General features: G+C 74.8%; 20 protein-coding genes and 1 riboswitch. Of the genes, 18 read left to right on the forward strand and 2 right to left on the reverse strand.

The genetic code is table 11. The features are described from left to right. Positions 1-133: 133 nt before the first annotated feature. From I6A60_RS30690 to I6A60_RS30755, 14 genes are all read left to right on the forward strand, one after another. On the forward strand, positions 134-1,000 hold the full coding sequence (locus tag I6A60_RS30690; protein ID WP_203055761.1) for a class F sortase: 867 nt from the start codon (positions 134-136) through the stop codon (positions 998-1,000). 445 nt (positions 1,001-1,445) lie between these two features. Next, positions 1,446-1,612, forward strand: a riboswitch (cyclic di-AMP (ydaO/yuaA leader). Between the two features lie 18 nt (positions 1,613-1,630). Then, entirely contained in the window at positions 1,631-2,677 is a 1,047-nt protein-coding gene (locus I6A60_RS30695; protein WP_203024708.1) for a C40 family peptidase, read from the forward strand. Between the two features lie 383 nt (positions 2,678-3,060). Further along, the gene (locus tag I6A60_RS30700; protein WP_238436606.1) at positions 3,061-3,756 is read left to right on the forward strand and encodes a CDP-alcohol phosphatidyltransferase family protein; all 696 of its coding nucleotides are present in this window, start codon (positions 3,061-3,063) and stop codon (positions 3,754-3,756) included. An 11-nt stretch (positions 3,757-3,767) separates the two neighbouring features. Beyond that, entirely contained in the window at positions 3,768-6,275 is a 2,508-nt protein-coding gene (locus I6A60_RS30705; protein WP_203024714.1) for a mannose-1-phosphate guanyltransferase, read from the forward strand. Positions 6,276-6,419: 144 nt separating this feature from the next. Next, positions 6,420-7,343, forward strand: a complete 924-nt coding sequence (locus tag I6A60_RS30710) for a DUF881 domain-containing protein (RefSeq protein WP_307873946.1) — start codon at positions 6,420-6,422, stop codon at positions 7,341-7,343. Between the two features lie 7 nt (positions 7,344-7,350). Next, positions 7,351-7,854: a small basic family protein gene (locus tag I6A60_RS30715; RefSeq protein ID WP_374113412.1), complete on the forward strand. Its 504-nt coding sequence runs from the start codon at positions 7,351-7,353 to the stop codon at positions 7,852-7,854. A 10-nt stretch (positions 7,855-7,864) separates the two neighbouring features. Further along, on the forward strand, positions 7,865-8,650 hold the full coding sequence (locus I6A60_RS30720; protein ID WP_203024710.1) for a DUF881 domain-containing protein: 786 nt from the start codon (positions 7,865-7,867) through the stop codon (positions 8,648-8,650). 123 nt (positions 8,651-8,773) lie between these two features. Then, positions 8,774-9,169 carry a glycine cleavage system protein GcvH gene (gene gcvH, locus I6A60_RS30725; RefSeq protein WP_203024711.1) on the forward strand — a complete coding sequence of 132 codons (396 nt, stop codon included), beginning with the start codon at positions 8,774-8,776 and terminating at the stop codon, positions 9,167-9,169. Between the two features lie 545 nt (positions 9,170-9,714). After that, positions 9,715-10,266, forward strand: coding sequence for an FHA domain-containing protein (locus tag I6A60_RS30730; RefSeq protein ID WP_203024716.1), 552 nt, complete (start codon positions 9,715-9,717; stop codon positions 10,264-10,266). 16 nt (positions 10,267-10,282) lie between these two features. Further along, positions 10,283-11,134, forward strand: coding sequence for a MerR family transcriptional regulator (locus I6A60_RS30735; protein ID WP_203042466.1), 852 nt, complete (start codon positions 10,283-10,285; stop codon positions 11,132-11,134). Positions 11,135-11,593: 459 nt separating this feature from the next. Then, on the forward strand, positions 11,594-12,079 hold the full coding sequence (locus tag I6A60_RS30740) for a bifunctional nuclease family protein (RefSeq protein ID WP_013424090.1): 486 nt from the start codon (positions 11,594-11,596) through the stop codon (positions 12,077-12,079). A 627-nt stretch (positions 12,080-12,706) separates the two neighbouring features. Continuing rightward, positions 12,707-13,246, forward strand: a complete 540-nt coding sequence (locus tag I6A60_RS30745) for a MerR family transcriptional regulator (protein WP_203055765.1) — start codon at positions 12,707-12,709, stop codon at positions 13,244-13,246. A gap of 157 nt (positions 13,247-13,403) precedes the next feature. Further along, positions 13,404-14,414, forward strand: a complete 1,011-nt coding sequence (locus I6A60_RS30750; protein ID WP_203055766.1) for an ATP-binding cassette domain-containing protein — start codon at positions 13,404-13,406, stop codon at positions 14,412-14,414. Beyond that, the gene (locus I6A60_RS30755; protein WP_203021179.1) at positions 14,411-15,274 is read left to right on the forward strand and encodes an ABC transporter permease; all 864 of its coding nucleotides are present in this window, start codon (positions 14,411-14,413) and stop codon (positions 15,272-15,274) included. The genes I6A60_RS30750 and I6A60_RS30755 overlap by 4 nt, the downstream gene beginning before the upstream one ends. Before the next feature lie 28 nt (positions 15,275-15,302). Here I6A60_RS30755 and I6A60_RS30760 read toward each other — a convergent pair whose 3' ends face one another. After that, positions 15,303-15,821 carry a hypothetical protein gene (locus tag I6A60_RS30760; protein ID WP_374487271.1) on the reverse strand — a complete coding sequence of 173 codons (519 nt, stop codon included), beginning with the start codon at positions 15,819-15,821 and terminating at the stop codon, positions 15,303-15,305. 559 nt (positions 15,822-16,380) lie between these two features. On the opposite strand from I6A60_RS30760, the gene I6A60_RS30765 reads away from it, so the two are divergent. From I6A60_RS30765 to I6A60_RS30775, 3 genes are all read left to right on the forward strand, one after another. After that, entirely contained in the window at positions 16,381-19,407 is a 3,027-nt protein-coding gene (locus I6A60_RS30765; RefSeq protein ID WP_203055763.1) for an FtsK/SpoIIIE domain-containing protein, read from the forward strand. Next, complete coding sequence (locus tag I6A60_RS30770; protein ID WP_203055764.1) at positions 19,400-20,752, forward strand: hypothetical protein; 1,353 nt, start codon at positions 19,400-19,402, stop codon at positions 20,750-20,752. The genes I6A60_RS30765 and I6A60_RS30770 overlap by 8 nt, the downstream gene beginning before the upstream one ends. A 153-nt stretch (positions 20,753-20,905) precedes the next feature. Continuing rightward, positions 20,906-21,169, forward strand: coding sequence for a hypothetical protein (locus I6A60_RS30775; protein ID WP_013424097.1), 264 nt, complete (start codon positions 20,906-20,908; stop codon positions 21,167-21,169). Between the two features lie 28 nt (positions 21,170-21,197). Here the strand turns inward: I6A60_RS30775 and I6A60_RS30780 are convergent, their stop codons facing one another. Beyond that, entirely contained in the window at positions 21,198-21,704 is a 507-nt protein-coding gene (locus tag I6A60_RS30780) for an ureidoglycolate lyase (protein ID WP_203011634.1), read from the reverse strand. Between the two features lie 169 nt (positions 21,705-21,873). Here I6A60_RS30780 and I6A60_RS30785 point away from each other — a divergent pair, with 169 nt between their 5' ends. Beyond that, positions 21,874-23,910: a PucR family transcriptional regulator gene (locus tag I6A60_RS30785; RefSeq protein WP_203011636.1), complete on the forward strand. Its 2,037-nt coding sequence runs from the start codon at positions 21,874-21,876 to the stop codon at positions 23,908-23,910. Positions 23,911-23,933 lie beyond the last annotated feature (23 nt).

Here is a 23,933-nt window from a genome sequence, read left to right on the forward strand (position 1 = left end):
GCCACTGCGGGGGGCCGGCCAAATTTGGGTATAAGCACCCCGCCGGGGGGGGGGGGGGGGGGGGGGGGGGGGGCGGTGGGGCGGGCGGCTAGGTGGTCTGTCGAAGCTGTCGTGGCCACTGGCGCTGGTCGGTGTGGCGCTCGTCGTGGCCAGCGGGTTCCAGCTCGCGGCGCCGATGATCCGGTCAGCCGAGACGCCGTCCGGCCGGGCACTGCCGCCGCCGGCGCCCGTCACGCCGGGCCCGTCCGGTCAGCCGTCGGCCACCCCCAGCCCGCCGCCCCCGCCGCCGGTGGTGACCGACCCGGTCCGACTGAAGATCCCGGCGATCGCGCTCGACGCACCGGTCATCGGCCTGGGCCTGGACCCGCAGGGCGCGATCGACGTGCCGACCCAGTGGGGCGACGTCGGCTGGTACAAGCCGGGTGTCGCCCCGGGGGCGGTCGGCCCGGCGGTGCTCGTCGGCCACTACGACTCGAAGACGGGACCGGCCGTCTTCTACCGGCTGGGCTCCGTGCTGCCCGGCGACCAGCTGGTCGTCGTCGGCGCGTCCGGGGCGAGCGTCACCTTCGTCGTGGACCGCCTGCAGGAGGTCTCGAAGGCGACGTTCCCGACCCAGGAGGTCTACGGGCCGGTCACCCGGCCGGAGATCCGGGTCATCACCTGCGACGGCGCCTTCGACGAGCACACCCACCACTACGTCGACAACCTGGTGGTCTACGGCCACGCGATCAGCGGGCCGGCCGCGGTGGGGCCGTCGCCCGCCGCGGCGGCACCGTCCGCCGCCGTGGCCGCCCCCCGGCCCGCGGCCACGACCGCCGCCGCGGGTCCGGGTACGGGCGCCCCGGTGGCCGGGTCGCCCGCGGCGCCGGTCGCCGTGCCACCGGTCACCCCGTCGCCCACCACGCCGTCGCCCTTCACCCCGCCGGCGGGTCCGCCCGCCGCGCCCGTCGCGTCCGGTGCGCCTCCGGCGCCGCGGCCCACGGTGACGCCGAGCCAATAACCGCGCGAATCGCGTGCCGTTCGGGGCCTGTGACGGGCATCGCAATCCGGGGCCGGAGCATCTACGGCCGAGTAGCTTGCCGCCGGATCCGTTGTTGGGACTTTGGGCCCTAAAAATGATCGGGACTAAAGTCCTCGCAACCTTGTGCCCATCGTCCTAGGACGCTGTGAGTCAACTCTTCCGGAACACAACGGGAGGCCAAGCGGGCGGTGTCGCCGGCTTCCGGACACCCGCCGCCGGTGCGGCCCGGGACCGGCTACAGCGCTGCGGGGAACGTCAGGGGAACTAGTCAGACACCTGCAGGTAACCCCCGGAAAGTGTCCGACTGTTGTGTTTACGGTGGTTGGAGTACCCCCGTGGACACCCGCTAAGGTCGTCAATGCAACATTCTTCACCTAAGGCACCAATGCGTCGGGCTGAAACGCCGAGTCCTGCCCCCGGCCCGACGTTCCCTCCGACATGCCGGGGCAGGAGCGGGGGACCCATGGTTCCGCCGGGCAAGGCCGGATAACGGCCGAGCCCTCGGGGTGAAGCCGCCTTCCCGGGGCGGCCGGGCAACGTGAACCCTGCCCGAACCCGACAGCTGACCTCGTAGGCGTCAGGGAAGGACGAGCGTTGTCCCGTCGTGGCATGGCCTGGCTCCCGGATGACTGGGACGAGCTGGTCCGCGGCCGGCATCGCACGGGGGGCGCTCCTGAGGAGGCCCGTCGGCGGTCCGGTCCGGGATCTCGTCGGGCCGGCACCATCGCCGCCTTCACGACCGGAACGCTCGCCGTCTCCACCGCCGCCTTCGCCGCGACGGTCCCGTCGGCTCCCGAGCAGCCGGCCACGCTCGATCCGAGCTCCCAGAACCAGAGCGTCCCGTTCGCGTCGAACGCGCTTGCCGCCGCGCTGGGCGGTGGCGACACCGCCGCCCCGACAAGCCACGGCTCCAGTGGCCTCGCCGGCGCGCTGGCCAACTCGGACCCGGCCTTCACGAACCTGACGCTGTCCGCGGACAAGACCACGGTCGCGCCGAACTCTCCGGTCGTCCTCACGGTGAAGGCCACCGAGGCGATGAGCGGCGCGCCGCTGGCGAACGAGCAGGTCCAGATCGTCGTGGTCGACGGGCCGAAGTGGCAGACCACCGCGGCGCTGACCACCGACGGCAACGGCTCCGCGAGCATCTCCGCCCGGCTGCTGTCCACCACCACGATCACCGCGGTGTTCGACGGCGGCAGCACGCTGCGCCCCTCGGTCGCCGGCGCCACGACGATCACGATCTCGTCCGGCCGGACCGCGAGCAGCTACCTGAACAACACGATCCCCAGCGTCATCCCGGGCAGCACGATCGGGGAGAAGGCCGTCTACCTGGCCTCCCTGCAGAAGGGCAAGCCGTACGTCTACGGCGCCACCGGCCCGTACTCGTTCGACTGCTCGGGCCTGGTCCAGTACGTCTTCCGCCAGCTCGGCCGCAACCTGCCGCGCACCGCCGACGCCCAGTACTGGGCCACGGTGCACGTCGCCCAGTCGGGCAAGCAGCCCGGCGACCTGATCTTCTTCGGCTCCCCGGGCAGCATCTACCACGTCGGCATCTACGCGGGGAACGGCTACATGTGGGCCGCCCCGGAGACCGGCGGCGTCGTGTCGCTGCGCCCGATCTACAGCTCGACCTACCACGTCGGGCGGGTCATGTAGTCAGGCGGGCACAGCCCGCCCGGGCCCGCGCCATGCGGCCAGGCCCGTCCTCCAGCGCCGGACCGCTCCTCACCGCGAATCCCGCCTGGCTCCGTCGTCGTCGCGACCGGATTGTCGCGCGCGCCCTGCGGCAGGTCGCGACAAAGGGCTCCACAGGGCCAGTTTGAAACTCGACGGAGTGGTCCGCGGCGGCCTGGCGGCATTCACCCCAGTGGTCATCGGCTAGCGTCATGCCGAGGCGAGAGACGCGCCGTCCTTGCCCGCCCGTGCCGATGCGCCCGCGCACCGACGCGGGCAGGACATTTTCGCGTCTCCTTCTGCCCGTAGTGTTTCGGGGACACAGCTGTTTCGGGGACAGAGCACTGACGAGTGAGGAGATGCGCATGACGAGCGCCCCCGTCCCGTCAGGCGACGGGTCCGGTGGCGCGTCCGCGCCGCCGGGCGGCCGGTCCCCGGGCGGGGAGCCGGTGGCGTCCGACCGGATCCTCACGATCCCGAACCTGCTGTCCACGCTGCGGCTGGTCGGCGTCCCGGTCTTCCTGTGGGTGGCGCTCGGCCCCCGGGCCGACTGGGTGGCGCTGGGCATCCTCATGTTCGCCGGCGTCAGCGACTATCTGGACGGCCGGCTGGCCCGCGCGCTGAACCAGACCAGCCGGCTCGGCGCGCTGCTCGACCCGCTGGCCGACCGGCTCTACATCCTCGCCACGATCGTCGCGCTGACCGTCCGGGGCAACATCCCCTGGTGGCTCACCGCGATCATCATCGGCCGCGACGTCTTCATCACCCTGCTGCTCGTCCCGATGCGCCGGCTCGGCCTGGGCACCGCGCTGCCGGTCCACTACCTGGGCAAGGCAGCCACCTTCAACCTGCTCTACGCGTTCCCGCTGCTGCTGCTCGCGAACGGGCACGGCTGGCTGTCGACCGGGGCCCGCCCGCTCGGCTGGGCGTTCGCGATCTGGGGCACCGCGATGTACTGGTGGGCCGGCCTGCTCTACGCCTTCCAGGTCGCCGGCATCGCCCGGGACCGGCGCCGCGGCGCCGGCGGCGGCCGGCCGGCCCCGGCGGGAGGGTCGCCGTGAGAGCGGTCGTCATGGCCGGCGGCGAGGGCACCCGGCTGCGGCCACTGACCGCGAACGCCCCCAAGCCGCTGCTCCCGGTCGTCAACCGGCCGATCATGGAGCATGTGCTGCGGCTGCTCAAGCGGCACGGCTTCGACGAGACCGTCGTGACAGTCCAGTTCCTCGCCGCCATGGTGCGCACCTACTTCGGCGACGGCGACGAGCTCGGCATGCACCTGTCCTACGCGACCGAGTCGACCCCGCTCGGTACGGCCGGCAGCGTGAAGAACGCCGAGGCGGCGCTGCGCGACGAGCAGTTCCTCGTGATCAGCGGCGACGCGCTGACCGACATCGACCTGACCGCGCTGGTCGCCGAGCACCGCAAGAACGGCGCGCTCGTCACGGTCGCGCTGAAGTCGGTGCCCGACCCGCTGGAGTTCGGGATCGTCATCGCCGGCGAGGACGGCCGGATCTCCCGGTTCCTGGAGAAGCCAACCTGGGGCCAGGTCTTCTCCGACACGGTCAACACCGGCATCTACGTCATGGAGCCGGAGGTCTTCGACCACGTCCCCGCCGGCGAGCCGGTCGACTGGTCCGCCGACGTCTTCCCCCGGCTCGTCGCGGCCGGCGCCCCCGTCTTCGGCCATGTCGTCTCGGGCTACTGGGAGGACGTCGGCACGATCGCGAGCTTCCAGCGGGTCCAGGCCGACGTGCTCAACCAGCAGGTCGACGTGGAGATCGGCGGCTTCGAGGTGTCGCCCGGGGTCTGGATCGGACAGGACACCGACGTGCACCCCGACGCGGTCCTCAAGGGCCCGCTCGTCGTCGGCGACTACTCCAAGGTCGAGGCCGGCGCGGAGCTGCGCGAGTTCACCGTCGTCGGCAGCAACGTCGTCATCAAGAAGGGCGCGTTCCTGCACCGGGCCGTCGTCGGCGACAACGCGCTGATCGGCCCGCGGACCAACCTGCGCGGCTGCGTGATCGGCAAGGGCACCGACGTGCGCCGCGCCGCCCGCGTCGAGGAGGGTGCCGTCGTCGCCGAGGCCTGCGTCGTAGAGGAGGAGGCATTCATCTCCCACGACGTGCGGATCTACCCGTACAAGACGATCGAGGCCGGCGCGGTCGTCAACACGTCAGTGATCTGGGAGTCACGCGGGCAGCGCTCGCTGTTCGGCCCGCGCGGCGTCTCGGGCCTGGTCAACGCCGAGATCACCCCGGAGCTGGCGGTCCGGCTGGCCGCGGCCTACGCGACCACCCTGCCGAAGGGCGCGACCGTCACCACCGCCCGGGACGGCACCCGCGCCGCCCGGGCCCTGAAACGCGCGGTGATCAGCGCGCTGACCACGAGCGCGATCGACGTCCGTGACCTGGAGGTCGCGGCGATGCCGGTCACCCGGTTCGACGTGCGCACGTCCGACGCCGCCGGCGGCATCATGATCCACAACACCGAGGGCGACCCCGAGCGGATCGACATCGTCATCCTGGACGCCGATGGCGACGACCTGTCGCCGGCCGCGCAGCGCAAGCTCGACCGGGTCTTCTCCCGCCAGGAGTTCCGCCGCGCGTTCCCGGGCGAGATCGGCGACCTGCGGCTGCCGGCCAGGACCGCCGACCGCTACACCCAGGACCTGCTCGACCGGATCGACATGTCCGGCGTCGCCGAGGCGGCGCTCAAGGTCGTCATCGACCCGTCCGGCGGCGCGGCGTCGCTGGTACTGCCCACGCTGCTCGGTCGCCTCGGCGTCGACGTCCTCACCGTCAACGGCCGCCTCGACGACACCGCCATCACCCACACCGAGGCCCAGCGGGTCGAGGCCGTCCGCCGCCTCGGGGACCTGGTCGCCAGCTCCCGGGCCGCGTTCGGCGTCCGGTTCGACCAGGTGGGTGAGCGGATCACCATCGTCGACGAGCGGGGCGACCTGATCGACGACGACCGGGCCCTGCTGGTGTTCCTGGACCTGGTCGCCGCGGAGAACCGGGGCGCGACCGTCGCCGTTCCGGTCACCACGACGCTCGTCGCCGAGCAGATCACCCGGTTCCACGGGCTGTCGGTGCGACGCACCACGCTGTCCGCCGCCGACCTGCCGCGGGTGGCCCGCGACCCGCTGGTGGTGTTCGCCGCGGACGGCCGGGGCGGTTTCGTGGTGCCCGAGTTCGGCGCGGCCATCGACGGGTTCGCCGCGTTCGTCCGGCTGCTCGCCCTGGTCGCGCGGACCCGGCTGACGCTGTCCGCGATCGACGCCCGGATTCCACCGGTGGCGGTGGTACGCCGCTCGGTGCCGACCCCGTGGGCGGCGAAGGGAACGGTGATGCGCCGCATCGTCGAGTCCGTCGACGTCGCGGCCGGGCACGTCATCGACACCACCGACGGCGTCCGGGTCGTACGGCCGGACGGCGCCTGGGCGCTGGTGCTGCCCGACCCGGCCGAGGCCGTCACCCACCTGTGGGCCGAGGCGGGCAGCCGGGACGAGGCGTGCGCGTTGCTGGCCGACTGGGCCGCGATCGTCGAGGCCGACCACCGGGACCACCCCGCGCGCTGAGCCACCGGCCGGGTTCGCCGGCGCGTGGGCCGGGCGTCGGGCTCCGGTGGCTTTCGCGGCGGTTCGACACCGCCGCGACACGTCGTCGCGGGTGGCCGGGCGCGCCTCTTCGTACGGGCCGCGCCGTCGGTGAGAATGCCCGATGTGCCTTCGCCCGGATCCGCCGCGCGCGCGTCCGGGCGGCTTCCAGGACCGCTGGCCGTGGTCGCCGCGCAGGCCCTCGACCCCGCCTACCCGCGGGCCGGGGCGGCCGGGCCTCGGCCGGTCCGGCAGCGGTCCGGAACCGTGGGCCAGCGGGGCCGGACGGGCGCGGGCCCACCGGCTCGCCGGACGCCCGGGCGTTCACCGGCGCGGCTCGCGGCCGTCGCGCTCGCGCTCGCGGTCGGGCTGCTGCTGGCCGTCGCCGGCGTCACCCAGCGGGCTGGCGCGCCCGGCCGGGCTCGGCTCGACGCGGCCCTGACCGCCGAGCGGGACCGTGGCCAGGCGGCGGTCGCCGTGAAGGCCGCCGAGGCCCGGGGGCTGCGGTCCACCGTCGCGACCGCCCGCTCGACGGTCGCCCGCGACACCGCCACCCAGCGGGCCACCGCCGAGGCGCTCGGTGTCCTGGAGCCCGCGGCCGGCGCGGCCACCGCGACCGGCCCGGGGCTTCGCGTCCAGATCGCCGACGCGGCCGGCGCCGACGCTGACGGCGGGCCGCGGGGGAGCGGGCAGCGCGGCGCCGACGGGGTCACCGACCAGGACCTCGCCGCCATCGTCAACGCGCTGTGGGCCGGTCACGCGACGGCGATCGCCATCGACGGCGTCCGGCTGTCGGCCACCAGCCCGATCAGGACCGCCGGCGGCGCGATCCTCGTCGACTTCCAGCCCGTGGTGTCGCCGTACCGCGTCGACGCCCTCGGCGTTCCGGCCGCCCTGCTCGCCGCGTTCTTCGGCTCCGGTCCAGGCCGCCTGCTCGCCGACGGCGACCTGTCGGGCGCACGGCTGGTCGCCGCCACCACGACGCGCGTCCTCACCGTGCCCGCCGCATCGGTGACGACGCCTCGACTCGCGAGGAGGCTCGGCCAGTGATCGCGCCATGACCCGCCCCGACGACGCCCCCGGCCCGGCCCCCGGCGGACCCGTTCCGGCGGGTCCGGTCGCGGACCCGGCCAGCCCACCGCCCGACCCGCCGGAGCCCGGGGCAGCGGCGGCCGCGCCGGGTCGGCCGGGCGCCGCGTGGTGGCGCCGGGCCGGCGCGTCGTCCTGGCTGGTGCCGTTGCTCGCGCTCGCCGCCGGCCTCGTCGCCGGGTTCCTGGTGAGGCCGACGGCGCCCGACTGGCTCGCGCCCTATCTCCCCGTCGCCGTCGTCGCCGCGCTGGACGCGCTGGCCGGCGGGCTGCGCGCCGCGCTGGAACGGGTCTTCGACGACCTGGTGTTCGTGGTGTCGTTCCTGACGAACGCGGGCGTCGCGGTGGCGTTGGTGGCCGTGGGCGAGCGGCTCGGCGTCGGTGGCGCGCTGACGACCGGGGTCGTCGTCGTGTTCGGCATCAGGATCTTCACCAACGCGACGGCCCTGCGCCGCCACCTGTTCCGGGTCTGAGGAGCACGGCGTGGACCGCGACGACCCGACCGAGCCGGCCGCTGCCCCGGTTGAGCCCGGCCTGCCTCCCGGCGTGGAGATACCGGCGCCCCGGGCCGCGGCGGGCGGTGCGGCGCGAGCCAGGACCCGGCCGGCGGCGCGGGCGGCGGTGGCCGTGCTGCTGGCCGCCAGCGGGTTCGCGATCCCGGTGGCGATCTCCACGGCGGGCCACGCGGCGCCCGCCGGGACCACGACGGCCGGCCTGGTCGACCAGCTCGCCACCGCCGGCGCCGAGGACCGGCGGCTGTCCGGCCAGCTCGACCGGCTGCAGGGCGAACGTGCCACGCTGGCCGCCGCGGCGCCCGACCCGTCCGTGCTCGCCACCGCCACGGCCCGCGCGAACACGCTCGCCGTGCTCGCCGGTACCGTGCCGGTCGTCGGCCCCGGCATCACGATGACCGTCACCGACCCGCGGGGCAACGTCGGCGCCGACGTCTTCGTCGACGCGCTCCAGGAGCTGCGGGACGCGGGGGCCGAGGCGATCGAGCTGGCCGGCGTGCGGCTGGTCGCCGAGAGCTACATCGTGGACAGGCCCGGTGGCGGTCTGCTCGTCGACGGCGTCGCCGCGCGGGCGCCCTATCAGCTGGCCGTCGTGGGCGACCCGCACACGTTGGCGGAGGCGATGCGCTTCCCCGGCGGCGTGCTCGATACGGTGGCAGCCCGAGACGGCGCCGAGGCGCGGGTCACCGAGACCGACCGGGTCGAGATCCGCGCGGTGCGCGGGACGCCGAGCCCGGCCAGCCGGCCGGCCGGCTGATCCGGTGGCCGTGGCGGGGCGCCGGTCCGCCCGTCGTGGGCGGGGCACGGTGAGAAGGCGGTGGCCCGAGTGGGCCGGGCCGCGGACAGGCTGGAGGCGGTTGCGCGTATGGGAGGGGACACGATGGCCGGTGACGCGGTGTACCCGGAGGACCTGAAGTACTCGCGTGAGCACGAATGGGTCCGGCTGGCTGGCGAGACGCTGCGGGTCGGCATCACCTCGTACGCGCAGGAGGCGCTCGGCGACATCGTGTACGTGTCGCTGCCGGAGGTCGGCGCCCAGGTCCGCGCCGGGGAGCCGTTCGGCGAGGTCGAGTCGACCAAGAGCGTCTCGGACGTGTACGCGCCGGCCTCGGGCGAGGTCGTCGCCCGCAACGAGGCGCTCGACGGTTCGCCCGAGCTGGTCAACTCCGACCCGTACGGCGAGGGCTGGCTGATCGAGGTCACGGTGGCGGACAAGACCGCCCTCGACGAGCTGCTGGACGCCGCCGGCTACCAGGCGCACGTCCAGAGCACCTGAGCGATCCGGCCCAGCCGGGCGGCCGGGACCATCCCGAGGCCGCCCGGCGATGGCCGGGGCCCGGCGGGCCGCCGCCAGGCCAGGCCCGAATGTCGGATACGCGACATTCGGGCCCGCCGCCCGTCGACAGCGGCGGGGCCGGGGTCGGGTCCGCCCGCCCGGCGCGGCTCGGCATGCCGAGGATTGATCACGCTGTGTGATCACCCCTGGCGGTACGGGTCGCGCCGAGGCCGCCCGGGAGGGGAAGATCTCGGCGCCACGCCGAGATCTGATGTCGCACCCTTTTCACGAGCCTGCCCCTGATGCACTAGCCTCGGTATGCATCAGTAGGCGGTGCGGCGCTCTCCGGTGACCTGGCTGTGCAGTGCGAACACTGCCGGCGGTGGGGCCGGTACGGCGGCCGTGCCCAACAACCTGTGTGGGGGGTGGGCGGTATGGCGCGACGACCCCCTCGGATTGGGAAGACGACGTTCTCGCCACCGGGCCGGTGGCACGAGCGGCCGGTGGCCCGCGCCCGCGGGCGCCGGCAGGAGGCGGACGCGACCGTGTTCTGCACGAAGTGCGGACAGCACAACCCACCCGACGCGCTCTACTGCGCGCGGTGCGGGTCCCCTCTGGTACGCCCCGGCGAGCCGGTCGCGCCCGAGCGGCCCCTGGAACCACAGACGTCGACCATGAACCTGGCGACCGCGGCGTTGCACCGCCTCGACCCGGACCAGGCCGAGGAAGCGGGTGAGCGGGAGGCGGTTGCGGCCGTTGACGCGCTGCCGCCCGGCTCGGCACTGCTCGTCGTCAAGCGCGGCCCGAACGCGGGCAGCAGGTTCCTCCTCGACGCGGACCTGACCACCGCCGGCCGGCACCCGGAGAGCGACATCTTCCTCGACGACGTGACCGTCTCCCGACGGCACGCGGAGTTCCTGCGCTCGCCCTACACCAAGGGCTTCACGGTGCGCGACGTCGGCAGCCTGAACGGCACCTACCTGAACCGGGAGCGCATCGACGCGGCCGATCTCTCCAGCGGAGACGAGGTGCAGATCGGCAAGTTCCGGCTGGTGTTCCTGACGGGGTCCCCCTACCCGGGGGGAGGTCCGTTGTGAGGCGAGGGGGCCAGCGGTGAGTTCCCGGCTGTCCGCCGCCGCGGCGATCGCGGCGCCGCCGCTCGGGTCCGTCGGCGGTCCGCCGAGGGCGGGCCGGTCCGGTCGAGTTGTGGCGCGCCCGGTTCCGGACGCCGAGGCCGACGCCCGGATGGCCGCCAAGGTCCTGAACATCGGCGAGGTGCTCGACCGGCTGCGGGTGGACTACGCGGACATCACGCTGTCCAAGATTCGCTATCTGGAGGCCGAAGGCCTCGTCGAGCCGGCCAGGACCAGCGCGAACTACCGCAAGTACTCGGCCGGTGACGTGGCCCGGCTGGCCTATGTCCTGCACGCCCAGCGGGAGCGCTACCTGCCGCTGCGGGTGATCAAGGACGAGCTGGCGGCGATGGACCGGGGCGAGGCCCCGCCGGCCGCTCCGGCCGGCCCGCGCGCGGTGCCCTCCACGCCGCCGGCCACCGGTCTGGACGTCCTGCTCGGGGCCGAGCGGGTCCGGATGTCGCGCCGGGAGCTGCTGGCCGCCAGCGGTCTGGACGAGGAGGCGCTCGCCGAGCTCGAGCGCCACGGCCTGTTGCGGGCCGTCTCCGGCGGCGGCTACTACGACGCGGACGCGCTCGTCGTCGCCCGGACCGTCGGCCTGCTGGCGGCGCACGGCGTCCAGGCGCGGCATCTGCGCGCCGCCCGCGCCGCCGCCGACCGGGAGGCGGGCCTGATCGAGGCCGCGGTCGCCCCGCTGCGCTCCCCGCGCAGCGCCGGCGCCACCGCCGGTGACGACGACCTGCCGCGCGACTCCGTCGACGAGCTCGCGCTGCTGCTGGTCCGGCTGCACGCGGCGCTCCTGCGAGCCCGGCTGGGCTCGGGGCCGCGCTGACGGCTGGCGCGGGCGACCAGCCGAACCCGGCATGGGCCGGCGCGGGCCGTACGGCCGGCCTGACGGGTGGGCCGGCCCGCTGCCGGCCCCGCGTGGGCCGCGCTGTCCGTGGTGTGCTTGGCTGGCCGAACTGGCGGGCGCGCTGACGGGTGGGTCGCGGCGGAGATACTGTCTCCAGAGTGGGGTTTTGGTCCCACGCACCGGGGGGCCGGGGGCCGTCCTCCGGATCGGGGAACCAGTCGGGGGGCCGGGGGCCCGTCCCCCAGATCCAAACCAGCCGGGGCGCCGTTGCCCGGATGGGAACCAGCCGGGCCCTTGTGCGTCTCCTCGACCGGCGGTACCGGAGGTTCGGACCGCCCCCCGAAGCAGACGAGGGGCCCGGCGATGGGGTGGCCGTCCGGGTTGATGCGGGTGTCGGCGGGGGTGGCTCCCCGGGCACCCGCGCGAGGAGGTAGATCGGTGCATCGGCTGGACATCGTCGGAGTGCGAGTCGAGCTTCCCTCGAAGCAGCCGATCGTCCTGCTCAAGGAGGTCGGCGGCGAGCGGTACCTGCCCATCTGGATCGGCGCCGTGGAGGCCACGGCGATCGCGTTCGCCCAGGAGGGCATCACCACCGCGCGCCCGATGACGCACGACCTCATGCGGGACGTGCTGCGCGCCCTGCAGACCGAGCTCGCCCAGGTCACGATCACCGACCTGCAGGACGGCGTGTTCTTCGCCACGCTCCGGTTCGCCAACGGCGTCGAGGTCTCGGCCCGCCCCTCGGACGCGATCGCGCTGGCGATGCGGATGGGCGCCCCGGTCTACGGCGTCGAGGCGGTGCTCGCCGAGGCCGGGATCACCGTGCCCGAGGAGCAGGAACAGGAGCAGGAGAGCGAGCTCGAGAAGTTCCGCGAGTTCCTCGACACGATCTCGCCCGAGGATTTCAACACCCCGGGTTCGTGACCGCCGGTCGCGCGGCCCCGGGCGCCAACGGTGCCGCGGGGCCGCCGTCCGCCGCGGTGTGTCCGTGGTCCGCGCCGTCGGCTGGCGGTGGGACCGGTTGGCATTGTGCCGTTCTGCGCGGGATGGCTGGCGTACGCTGAAATCCGCTGGACGGTTGGATTGCTGGGTACACGGTTGCATTGCTGGGTCCGTTGTGGGCGGATTGCGGCTCTTTGGGTGCGCTTGATGGGCGATTTGGGCTCGACCGGCCGGTAGAAGAGTTCTGTCGGCTGGACGGGAGACACGCCGAACTGGATCGTTGAAGCCACGGCGCGGCGCTCCTAGGTTCGGGAGGTCCGCATCGGGCCCGGGCCGCGGTGTCCGGGTTGGGGGGCCGGCCGTCGGCCGGAGTGGTCGCGCCGTGCGGGGGAGGCCCGGCCAGCAGGAGCGGCGCGCCCGCGTGGACGCGCCGCGAAGGCCAAGGTCCGCCTGCGAGCTGGCGGCGACGGGAGGTCCGACGGTGCGGCTGGTCCCGCCTTCGGCGCGGCGCGGCTCGTTCTCGCCGCGAGGCCCGCACCCGTCCCTGCTCGGCTCGGACGGGCGCGGCGGAGAGTCGGGGGCGGCGTGGCGACCGGGAACGGGACGGCGATGATCGAGCAGGGTGAGCTCTTCCCCGACGAGCTGCCCGGGCCACCCGGTGACGACGTGGGCTATCGCGGCCCGACGGCGTGTGCCGCCGCGGGCATCACCTACCGGCAGCTGGACTACTGGGCCCGCACCGGGCTGGTCGTGCCGAGCGTGCGGGGCGCCACCGGGTCCGGCAGCCAGCGGCTCTACTCGTTCCGCGACATCCTGGTCCTGCGGGTCGTGCGCAAGCTGCTGGAGGCCGGCGTCTCGCTGCAGAACATCCGCTCCGCCGCCGACCACGTCCGCACACGCGGCGTCGACGACCTCGCCGAGCTGACGCTGATCAGCGACGGTTCGACGGTCTACGAGTGCACGTCGGACGACCAGGTGATCGACCTGGTCCGTGGCGGTCAGGGCGTGTTCGCGATCGCGGTCGGCCGGGCGGTGCAGGACATGCGCGGCCAGCTGGCCTCGCTGCCGTCCGAGCGGCTCGGCCAGCCACCCGCGCCCCATCCCGGCGACGAGCTCGCCGGCCGCCGCGCGCGCCGCGACTCCGCCTGAGCGCGGCAGCCTCACCCGGTCACCCGCCGGCTAACTGCCGGCTAACCACTGGCCTCGCAGCGTCGTGCGCGCGACCCGAGATGTCGCACGCGCCCGTTACGATGCGCGCGTGAACGATAGCCACTCGCCCGCCGCCGTTCAGGATCCCGCGGTCCTCATGGAAGGGGTGCGGAAGAGCTACGGGTCCAACCAGGCCCTGGCTGGACTCGACCTGACGGTCGCCGCCGGCACCGTCCACGGCCTGCTGGGCCCCAACGGCGCGGGCAAGACCACAGCGGTGCGGATCCTTACGACGCTGCTGCGGCCAGACGAGGGCCGGGCACAGGTGCTCGGCCTGGACGTCGTCCGCTCGGCCACCGCCCTGCGCGGCCGGATCGGCCTGGCCGGCCAGTACGCCGCCGTCGACGAGCGGCTGACCGGGCTGGAGAACCTGGAGATGTTCGGCCGGCTGTACCGGCTGCCGTCCCGGCGTGCCCGGGCCCGCGCCGCCGAGCTGCTCGAACGGTTCGACCTCGCCGACGCCGCCCGGCGCACCGCCGGCACCTACTCGGGCGGGATGCGCCGCCGGCTCGACCTCGCGGCGAGCCTCATCATCGCCCCGCCGATGCTCTTCCTCGACGAGCCGACGACCGGCCTCGACCCGCGCAGCCGGATCGGGATGTGGGAGGTGATCGCCGGCTTGGTCCGCGACGGCACCACCGTCCTGCTGACGACCCAGTACCTGGAGGAGGCCGACCAGCTCGCCGACCAGATCTCGGTCATCGACGGCGGCCGGGTGATCGCCGAGGGCACCGCCGACGAGCTGAAGGCCCGGATCGGCGGGCACCGGCTCGACATCGAGGTCGAGCGCGGCAGCGACCTCGCCGCCGCGGCGGCCGTGCTCGGCGCCGTCGGCTCGGGCGACGTCGCCGTCGACGACCACGGACACCGGCTGTCCGTCCCGGTGCCCGGCGCCGGGGTGCTCGCCGAGGTGGTCCGCGGGCTGGACGCGGCCGGCGTGACGCTCGTCGACGTCGCCGTGCACCGGCCCTCGCTGGACGACGTGTTCCTCACCCTGACCGGCAGCCCAGCAGGCGGCGACCCGCCGGCCGACGGCACGGTGCCGCCCGGCACCGTGCCGCCCGCGCAGAGCGGCGGCCCCGATTCCCGGGATCTGGTGACCACATGACGACGACCGAAGCGACCTCGCCCGAGACGACCGGCGCACGGGCTGGGGCCCGCTCGGCGGTGGACCTGACCCCGGCGAGCCGGTCCTCGCTCGCCTGGGCCGTGGCCGACGCCTGGCTGCTCGCCAAGCGCACCCTGATCCACACCTGGCGGGTGCCGGACGTCCTGGTCTTCTCGTCGGTCCAGCCGGTGCTGTTCGTGCTGCTGTTCACCTACGTGTTCGGCGGCGCGATCGACGTCGGCCCTGGCCGTCACTACGTGGACTACCTGATGCCGGGCGTCTTCGCGCAGACCGTCGTGTTCGGCGCGATGCTGACCGGCATCGGGCTCGCGACCGACAAGCAGAACGGCCTGCTCGACCGGTTCCGCTCGCTGCCGATGTCCCGCTCGGCGCTGCTGGCCGGCCGCACCCTCTCGGACCTCGTCCGCAACACGTTCATCCTGCTGCTGATGCTCGCGGTCGGGCTCGCCGTCGGCTTCCGGTTCCACCACACGACGGCCGCGGCGGTCGTCGGCGGCTTCGCGGTGCTGCTGCTGTTCTCCTACGCGTTCTCGTGGATCTCGGCGACGATCGGGATGGCGGTCAGCAATCCGGAGGCGGCCCAGTCGGGCGGGATCATCTGGGTGTTCCCGCTGGTGTTCGCCAGCTCCGGGTTCGCGCCGGTGAGCACCATGCCGGGCTGGCTGCGGGCGTTCGCCAACCACCAGCCGGTGTCGGTGACGATCGACGCCTCGCGGGCGCTGTTCCAGGGCGGCCCGGTGGCGGGCGACCTGATCGCGTCGGTCGCGTGGAGCGTCGGGATCATCGCCGTCTTCGGCCCGCTGGCCGTCCGCACCTACCGCCGCAGCACCAGCAAGTAGCGGCGGACATCGGCCTCAGGACGGGCACTCAGGTGCGGCCCTCGACCTCCTGGGCGTTGCGCAACGTGTTCTCGTAGGGCAGCCAGTCGGCGTGCAGGACGGGCCAGCCGTCGTCCTGCAGGAGGGTGACCACGGCGGGGTCGTCGTCGACGACGACCGCCACCCGCCGGGTGCGGGCGAGCCGGCGCAGCTCGGCGCGCTTGAAGACGCGGGCCGAGCGCCGGTCGTCGTCGGGCCGCATCCGCAGCGTGTCCACGGGCAGGCCCTGGGCCACGAGCCACTGTTCGGTATCGGCCCGGGACCGTTCGGGCCGCCCGGTCAGCCACACCACGTCGTGCTCGGCGGCGAGCCCCAGCACCAGGTCGACACCCTGGGGCAGCGGTGGGTCCGCCGTCGCCGCCGCGAAGAACGAGTCCCAGTCGCCGGGCCGCTGGCGCAGGAACCCGAGCCGGTGCCGGACGTCCGCGACCACACCGTCCACGTCGATCACCGCGACCGGTCGCGGCGTCACCCCCGTGGCGTCGACCATCTGGCCCGCCTCGTCCACGCTCACCCTCCTCCGCCCGGCGCGACGCCGGCCACCCGCCGCCCACTTCCTTCCATACTGGCCGGTTGTGGCCGGCGCCCTTGGCCCCGGGTGGCCGCGGCGACCGTGGTCTCGGTCTCGGCGGGGCCGCGCCCGGCGGGTCGCCGCCCGCGGTGGCCAGGGCGGCGGCCACGGCGTACGTCGGGACACACCGGTACCCGGCCGGCCAGACGGTCACCGCCCGGCGCAGTCCGGTACGGTCTCGACACGGCGCCAACCCCTCGGGCGGCGCCCGACCGCGGGTGGCACGAAGGTCTGGCGGACGGAACCCGACGCGCCGGACGAAGCCCGGCGCGCGGGGACTGGGCGTGGGGTGCGCACGGCGCCCAGGGCAACCTCCCCGGGTCCGGCGCCGTCCCGACTTGGGGGATAGACACCCCCAGTCGGGGAAAGGCCCCTGAAGGTCTAACTTTTCTGGCTAGCGTGGAGTGTTGGCGTTGGTGCCGCCCGGGGGCTGGCGGTCGACGCGCCGGGCGCCGACGCCGACGCGCCATCGGAGTGGGGAGCGGGGAGGTTCGCGGTGTCGGGCAGCCGGCGGGCACGCGCGCTCGCGGTGGCGGTCCAGTCGTCCCTCGCCGGGGCGCTCGCGGTCGCGGACCGGCTGGACGCGCAGGCCGAGCGACTCGCCGGGCCACCGAGCCTGGGCGCCGGCGGGCACGACGGCGCCGCCACAGGCCTGGCCCCGGCCTTCGACGAGGCCACCGAGCTTGTCTACGGCCAGGCCCCCGGGCTGGCGAGCGCCGGTTGGAGCGCTCCCGCCTGGTCGGCCGTCACGACGCCGTCCGGCGCCGGCGCCGGTGCGGCTGCCCGCGAGCGTTTCCGGCCCGGTCTGTGGCGGGTCGGCCGGGTGCTCGTCCCCGGCAGCGGTCGTGCGGTGCCGCTGGCGCTGCCGCTGCTCGACGGCGGGAACCTACGGGTCACCGCCCCCCGCGAACGGCGCGCCGAGGCCGTCGACCTCGTTCGCGGCCTGCTGACCAGGGTGCTGGCTGCCGTGCCGCCCGGCCGGGTCGAGCTGACGGTCTACGACCCGTTCGAGCTGGGCGCCGGCCTCGCCGGGTTCGCGCCGCTGCGGGCCGCCGGTGTGATCGGCCCGACGCTGACGGCCCGGACCGCGCTCGAGACGGCGGTGACCGAGCTGTCCGGCCACGTCGGGCGGATCACCGTCGACCGGCTCGGCGGCTCGTTCGCGAACCTGCGCGAGCGGGAGGACGCGGGCCTGCCGCGCTCCGAGCCGTGGCGGCTGCTGGTGCTGCTGGCCTGGCCGTCGCTGCCCGACGAGTCGGCCCGGGCGCTGCTCGGTCTCGCCGCGCAGGGCCCGAGCTGCGGGGTACACGTCCTCGCGGTGACGGAGCCGGACAGCCCCGACGCGCCGCCGACCGGGAGGGCCCCCGCCGGCCCGCTGCCCAACGAGGTGGCGCTGAGCGCCGTCGAGCCGCGTGTGCTCCCGGGGGGCGCAGGACCGGATGGCGTGAGCTGGCGGTGCTCGCTCGCCCCCAGCATGGACGCGGTGCTCGACGGGCCACCGCCGGCCGACCTGGTCGCCGGTGTCGCGGCCACCGTCGCCGCGGTCGCCTCGGCCGCCGCCGCGCAGGCCCCCGGTCTCGGCGCGCTGCTGCCCGACGGGCTCTGGGAGTACGACTCCGCCGCCGGGATCGCGGTGCCCGTCGGCTTCGGCCCTGACGGCCCCTGCCTGCTCGGCTTCGACGACGACACCGTCCACGCCCTCGTCGGCGGGCAGGCCGGCGCGGGCAAGTCCACCCTGCTGCTGACGATGATCTACGGCCTCGCCGCTCGCTACGGCCCGGACCAGCTGCGCATCCACCTGCTCGACTTCAAGGAGGGCCTGGAGTTCGCCCAGTTCGGCCCGAGTGAGCGGGACGGCTTCTTCCTGCCGCACGCCGACACCGTCGGGATGGACAGCGACCGCGAGTTCGGTGTCGCGGTGCTGCGTCATGTCCGCGCCGAGATGTCCAGGCGGGCCGTGGCGATGCGCGCCGCGGGCGCCCGCGACCTGCGCGGCCTGCGGGACGCCGTCGGCGCGCGGCCGGTCGGCGCCCTGGCTGCCTCTGCGGACGGCCCGCGCGAGGGAGCCCGCTCCGGGCGGGGCGCCTGGCCTCGCATCCTGGTGGTCGTCGACGAGTTCCAGGTGATGCTCACGCCGCTGGACCCGGTGGCCCGGGAGGCGGTCGGGCACCTGGAGGCGATCGCCCGCCAGGGCCGTGCGTACGGCATCCACCTGCTGCTGGCCAGCCAGACGCTCTCGGGCATCGACGCGCTCGACGCGACCGCCGGCAAGCGTGGCTCGATCTTCGGGCAGTTCGCCCTGCGGGTCGCGCTGCGCACGTCGATCAGCGAGTCCCGAGTACTTCTGTCGACGAACAACGAGGCGGCGGGCGCGCTGTCGGGGGTCGGCCAGGCGGTGGTGAACCGCCGCAACGGCCACCCGGCCGGCAACGAGCTGATCCGGGTCGCCCGCCCCGACCCGGAGACGCTGGCGGTGCTGCGCCCGAGGCTGGCGAAGGCGCTGGCCGCGACCGTCGACGAGCCCAGCCCCCCGCGGGTGTTCGTCGGGCACGCGCCGGCCGTGCTGGACACCAACGCGGCGTTCACCGAACTGCGCCCGGCCGGAGCCGGCGACCCGGTGGCGTTCGTGGGCGCCCCGCTGGATCTGGCGCCACCCGCGGTCGGCGTCACGCTGTCCGCGCAGCCGGGCCGCAACCTCGCGGTGCTCGGCCCGCTGCGCCGGGAGGCGGTCGGCGTGCTGCAGGCCGCCGTGCGCAGCGTCGCCGCGCAGTGCCCGCCCGGCGGCCTGCGGGTCGACCTGGTCGCGGCCGGCCCGGCCGAGCGCGGCGCGGTCGACGACCTCGCGGCCGCCCTGCGCGCCGCCGGCACCGCCGTCACCGTCAGCGGCCTGACCGGCCTCGCCGGCGTCGTCACGGAGACCGCCGCCGAGGTCGGCCGGCGGGAGGAGGACGGCGGCCACGGCGCCGCGCCGGGAACGGCCTTCCCGCTGCGGCTGCTGGTGCTCTTCGCCGCCGACGCGGGCCGGGCCGCGCTGGAGGCACCGAGTGGCTCCGGCCGGCGTACCGGGCTGGACGACCTGCGGCAGGCGACCCGGCGCGGCCCGGCGGTCCGGGTGCACGTCCTCGGCTGGTGGCGCAGCCCGTCGCGGCTGCTCGACGACCTCGGGCCTGGGCACCGCGACGACTTCGCCGCCTGGGTGGCGGCCGGCGTGCCCGGCAGCGAGCTGTTCGCCCTCGCCGGCCATCGCACCGTCGCCGCCGGGACCACGACGAACCGGGCCGTGCTCTTCGACCGTCACGCCCATGGCGAGCCGCGCACCGTCGTGCCCTTCGCGCCCCTGGACCTCGCCAGGGACGGCGGCCCGCGGGCCGGCGCGCACGGACCGGCGAGCCAGGGCGGGTCGCCAGGCGCCATCCGGGACGAGCCTGCGTGGGGCCGGCGAGCCGTGATCGGGTGGCCCGCGACAGGGCAGCCGGGCGCCGCCGGCCCGCCCGAGCCAGGACGGAGTGGGACCAGTGGCTGACCAGGACCGGATCGCGCCGTGGTTCCCGGACATCCCGGCGGCACCGAGGCCTTCGGTGCGCGCGCCGCGGCCGCCGGCGGGACCGCCCGCCAGCCGCCCGGGCGTGGGCGGCGAACCGCCTCGCCCGGCGCCACCCGTGGGCCTCGGCCCCGGCCGGATCAGCGGCGACGACCTCGCCGACCGGCCCGGATCGTTCGGCTACGCCGATCCCGGCTACTCCGATCCTGGCTACTCCGATCCTGGCTACCCTGATCCCGGCGACCTCGCGGGCCCCGGCGGCCGTGACGATCCGGGGGCCGGCCCGGCCCGCGACCTTCCCGCCCAGCTGGGTGAGTGGGACGAACCCGCCCGGCCGGACTACCTGCCGGCGGTGCCCGTCGCGCCCATCCCGCTGCCGGGACCGGGGGGCGGGCCCGAGGCGGGCGCCGGCGGTGACGGCGGGCTCCTGGACCCGCGCCTGGCGGCCCGGCGGTACGCGGAGCTGCTCGGCGACGCCGACCGGGCCCGCGGCGAGCGGGACGCCTTGGCGCGGGCCGGCCAGGAGGACGCGCTCGTCCAGGCCGAGCGGTACCGGGACGCGGCCGCCGACGTGCGGGACCGGGTGAGCGACGTGTGGCGACAGGTCGCCGAGACGCTCGCCCAGTTCGGGGTGACCGACCTTCACCAGGTCCGTGACCACGCCCCGACGCCGGAGGCGCTTCCCGGCATCGGCTTCGAGGACGAGCCGGCACCGGACGCCCCGCGGCGCCGGCCGGCGCTGGGCCGGGACGCCCGGCGCGGCCAGGCCAGCCCGCCGCCGTGGCGGCGCGGTGGCGGCGCCGGCGCGGCGGACCCGGTCGGGCCCGGCGGCGCCGGGGTCGCGGTGGCCGAGCGCGACGGAGCGGTGAGCCTGCCGGCCGAGCTGGAGCGGGCCCGGCAGCTGTGCCTGCGGGCGCTGGCCTCGTCGGCCGAGCTGCGCGGGGTGCGCGGGGCGTCCTCGTCGTTGTCGGTCGGCCTGGTGACGGCTGGCGGCTGCCTGCTGGTCGCCGTGGTCGTCGCGGTCGGCCGGGTGTTCTTCGCCGCGACCGGGCTGCCCTGCGTGCTCGGGGCGCTGGTCGTCGGTGGCGCGCTCGTCAGCGTCGGCACGGAGGGCGGCGGCGCGAAGGCCGCGGTGCGCTCCGCGTTGCTGGCCGCGGGCACCGCCGGCGCGGTGGTGCTCGCGACGTTGCGGCTCGCGCCGATCGAGCCCCTGGGGATCATCTCGTCGCTGCTGGCGCTGGCCGCGGCGATCCGGTTCGGCCTCGGCTTCGGCGCCCCGAAACCGGAGAAACCCCCCGCGCGGGGGCCCGCCGGCCGGCGTCGCTAGCCTTCGGCGCGACATCGGCCGGCGTGAGCCGGGCCGGTGCACCAGGGGCCGGCGCGAGGCAGGCCCGGCGGCCAGGCAGGCCGGCCGGGGACAGTCGGGGGTTCGGACCGGGCGGGCGGCGACGCACCGGGCGGTGGAAGGGAACGGGCACGGGTGTCAGGCTCGATCGCTGAGGTCAAGGCACAGCTGGACGAGGCGTTCCGGCGCGCCGAGGAGGTGGCCGGCCAGCTGGAAGGGGCCCTGACGCTGCTGGAGGAGGCCCAGGCGATGGTGATCGCCGCGACAGACGGCAGCGAGCACCATGCCGTCGAGCTCCTCACCAGCGCGCTGGTCGACACCCGCGACACCCTGGCGACCTCGCTGGCGTCGCTCGGCTCCGCCGTCCAGGAGGTCCGCGACTACCGCGACAGCCTTTGACGGCTCTGTTCGGTCTGGGAATCACCGGTCACGAGGGAAGCCTCCGGTCGAACCAGCACTCCACGCCGAAGCGGACGTCCAGCTCGCTTGTGTCGTGGTCGACCACATTGGTGTCGGTGAGTTCCAGGTTGAAGAACGCCATGGTCGGCTCGTCGTAGAACGGCCCGGCATGCCAGGTCCCGCGGTGAAGGAGTACCGCCACGTCCCCCGGGATCTCGAAGGCGACGATGTCGTCGAGGGCGGGAGCCTCGTCGGCCGGTCCGTCACCACGGGCCACCGCCATCCGCCAGGCGCCGCCGCCGACCGCGGCCAGCACCTGGGTCACCTGGTGGTGGCGGGTGATGCGGGTGAAGGTGGTCCGGCCGTGTGCCAGCTCCATGACGTAGAAGCGTGGTGTCCCTCGTGACAGGTCGAGCGCGGCCTCGGCGATCGTCGTCCTGGTGCCGTCCGGCTGGCCGGAGAGCAGTTGTCCGTAGGGTGCGAACGCCTCCTCGGTGATCGGCGTCGTCACCACGGCGTGCCTGGTCAGAGTCACCGGTCCATCGTCGGTTACCGCGGCCCCGGCCCACCACGTCCCTCCGGGCCAACGCCCGCGAGGCCGCGTGTCCGCGGCGGACAAAGCCGGCTGACTTCGGTCACCAGCTGCCGAGAAACCTCGGCGAAACGACCTGGTCCTAGTGTCGACGCGGCCAAGGGGGTGCTTCATGGTGTCTGGCCTACATGACGTCTTCGAGGCCGAGCTCGCGGCGGAGGACCTCGCTCGCCTCCCTGCCGAACAGGCGCTCCAGGTGTGCATCCACCTGGTCACCAAGGTCATGCGATCCGACGTCGCCTCTCTCTACGGCTTCGACGCCGACCGCGACGAACTGACCCTGATCGCCACTCGCGGCCTCGCGCACTCGGGTGTCGGGTTCGTCGCCTTGCGCCTGGGCGAGGGCGCCACCGGCCGGGCCGCCCAGACCGGCCAGGCGTACGCGGTGCGCGACGTCGCCGACGACCCCCACTTCAAGATCATCCCGGGCTTCGACCAGAGCGGCTTCCGTTCGATCCTCGCTGTCCCTGTCGTTCTCGGCCCGGCGCTTCTCGGCGCGCTGAACGTCCAGAGCATCGGGGCACACAGCTACACGGACGACGAGATCAACTCGCTCCACGCGATCGCCGCCCAGATCGCGCCGCTCCTGGCGCGGTGGCACAGCGACGGGGACGTGGCCCGGCAGCTGCGCGGGCCGAAGCTGCTCTCCTATGTCGACGGCATGGCGGCGGCGGCGCTGGGGCCGACCGAGCTCTGCGAGCGCCTGGTCGCCGACCTGGCGACGGTCCTGCCGCAGCTGGACTGCGGTGTGTCTCTCGTCGGCGCCCAGGCCTGGATCGGCTCGTCGATCGAACCCGGCCCGGGCGTCACGACTGTCCCGCTGCGGGGTCAGCAACGCGAGTGCGGTGTGCTGGCGCTGCGGCATCGCGCCCCGGGCGTGCCGCCGTGGGACAACCCGCCAGCCTGGGAGTACGTGCGCAGCATCGCCGAGCAGTTCGCGATCGCGCTCGAACATGCCCTGGACGTGCGCGATCGGCAGTCCGGCCTCGCGGACTCCGAGACCTACGACAGCCTGGTCGCCTTCGTCCTGGACGACCGTGGGCTCGAGGAGCTGATCGCCGAGGTCAGCCGCCGGGCCGGCGCTCCTGTCAGCGTCATCGACGCGTTCGGCACCGTCCTGGCCGGGCCGGAGCTCGACGGCACCCCGTCTCCGGGGCGCCGTGAGGTGGCGATTCGAGCCGGGGACCAGCAGCTCGGCCTGCTCGTCGCCGACGGGGACGCCGCGCCCGCGCTGTTCGAGACGGCCGCCCAGGTCGTCGCGCTGGAGTTCACCAAGTGGCGGGTCGGCTTCGAGGTCGAGACGCGGCTGCGCGGCGATCTGCTGGAGCTGCTCCTGCGCGGCACCGATGCCAACCGGCGTGAGGTCATCCCGCGGGCCAGCCTCGCCGGCCTCGATCTTCGCCGGGCGTACACCCCGATCATGTTCGCGATCGAGTCAGGCTCCGGGTCGCACTCCGCGGACGGGCTGGACCCGATGGGGTTACGCAGCATGGTCGCGCTGGTGCAGCACCGCCTCGGCGACCCGCCAGGCTCGCTGGTCTTCCCGCGCGCCGACGGGCTGCTCGTCCTGCTCGACGCGCAGTCCACGGCGCCCGCGACGGGACGAGCCGAGTCCAGGGTCAGCAGCCGAGCCGAAGCCATTCGCGCGGATCTTGTCCGGTTGCGGCGCGGCACGCGCGTCGGCGTCGGTATCGGCACGCCGACCAGCTGGCCGGAGAACTTCAGTCGTGTCGTGCACACCACCGTTCGCGCGGCGGAGTTCGCCCTGCGCATGAAACGTGAGGACGGCGTCAGTAGCAGCGCGCTCGGCGCCTACGCTCTCCTCATCGCCCTCGACGAGGAGGCCCTGCGCGAGTACGTCCGTGCGCACCTCGGCATTCTGCTGGATCAGGACGCCAAATCCGGTGGCGATCTCGTCGCGACCCTGGAGGCGTACCACCTCGCTGGGGACCGGCTGAAGCCCGCGGCCGAGGCGCTGTTCATCCACGTCAACACGATGAAGTACCGGATCGCGCGCATCGAGGCTCTCACCGACGGCGCGCTGTCCGCACCGTCGCGTCGCCACGATCTCTACCTGGCCCTGCGCGCACTGCGCGTCCTCGACTCCGAGCGCACGTCGATGCTCACGGACAAGCTGACCGACGACTGATTGTTCGTCGCGGACGATGGCGT

The organism is Frankia sp. AgB1.9, from assembly GCF_016786355.1.
In the GTDB taxonomy this organism is placed as follows: Bacteria; Actinomycetota; Actinomycetes; order Frankiales; family Frankiaceae; genus Pseudofrankia.